The 1,193-nt window shown below is 39.1% G+C and carries 1 protein-coding gene; it reads left to right on the forward strand.

Annotated elements, in window-relative coordinates; translation table 11 throughout:
- Positions 1-110: 110 nt before the first annotated feature.
- Positions 111-1,157, forward strand: coding sequence for an IS30 family transposase (locus CP357_RS09880; protein WP_065991187.1), 1,047 nt, complete (start codon positions 111-113; stop codon positions 1,155-1,157).
- The last annotated feature ends 36 nt before the right edge of the window (positions 1,158-1,193 follow it).

Consider the following 1,193-nt stretch of genomic DNA (forward strand, 5'->3'; position numbering starts at 1 on the left):
GGCGGATTGTAAAATCAAATTGAACACTTCGTTCAAATATTAAAAAAAGTCCATTTGGACTCTTTGATAGAATGTAATTAACCACAAAAACTTCTAGAAAAGAGATTCAAATGAACTTATTACATTCTATCACAGACACTCATACTAAAGGCAAGCATCTTTCTTTTGAAAACAGAGTTGAAATCCAAACTTTGCGCAAAGAAGGCTATTCCATGCGTGCTATTGCACGCAAGCTTAACTGCTCTCCTAGTACGATCAAATATGAAATAGATCGCGGTACTGTCACTTTGTATAACGGCAATGTCAAACGCTATCACGCTAAAGCTGGTCAAGAGGCTTATAATCGTCACCGCTTGAATTCTGGACGTAAGCCGCACTATCTGCTTAAGAAGCACTTCATTGATTATGTGCAAGAACATTTCTTTAACTCTGGCTGGTCTTTGGATGCCTGTGTTGGCCGCTCCCTGGCAACGGGACTGTTTACCAGGAATCAGATTGTCTGCACCAGAACTCTTTACCGCTACGTAGATTCAGGCCTTCTCCAGATTCAAAATACTGATCTGCCAGAAAAACTTACCCGCAATACCAAAACCAAGCGTATTCGTGCAAATAAAAAGAAACTTGGCCGCAGTATTGAAGACAGGCCCAAATATATTGATCAGCGCAAAGAGTTCGGTCACTGGGAATGTGATCTGGTCTTAGGGCATAAAACCAAAGACGATGAAGTTCTGCTGACCTTGTATGAGCGAATGACCCGTAAGTTCATGATAGTTCCAATTCCTGACAAGACAGCTGGCAGCGTAATGACGGCCTTTAACAACTTGAAGGCTCAATATCAAGAACATTGGAATGAAGTCTTTAAAACGGTAACTACAGACAACGGTTCTGAATTTGCGGATCTTTCCCAGCTTGAGGATATCTCAAACACTTTAGTCTACTATGCTCATCCTTATACTTCTTGTGATAAAGGCGGGGTTGAATGTCATAATCGTTTAATTAGACGCTTTATTCCTAAAGGTGAGTATGTTAAGAATTATAGCTTGGATGACATCTTCTCAATTGAGCTCTGGATTAATGATCTACCTAGAAAAGTATTGAGCTACCATACTCCAGATGAACTATTTGAAAGAAGATTAGATTCAATATACAGAATTTAATTTTCAAAAGTGTTCAATTTGAAATTGCAATTTTCG

The organism is Lactobacillus sp. UMNPBX6, from assembly GCF_002553975.1.
GTDB classification, from domain to species: Bacteria; Bacillota; Bacilli; order Lactobacillales; family Lactobacillaceae; genus Lactobacillus; species Lactobacillus gallinarum.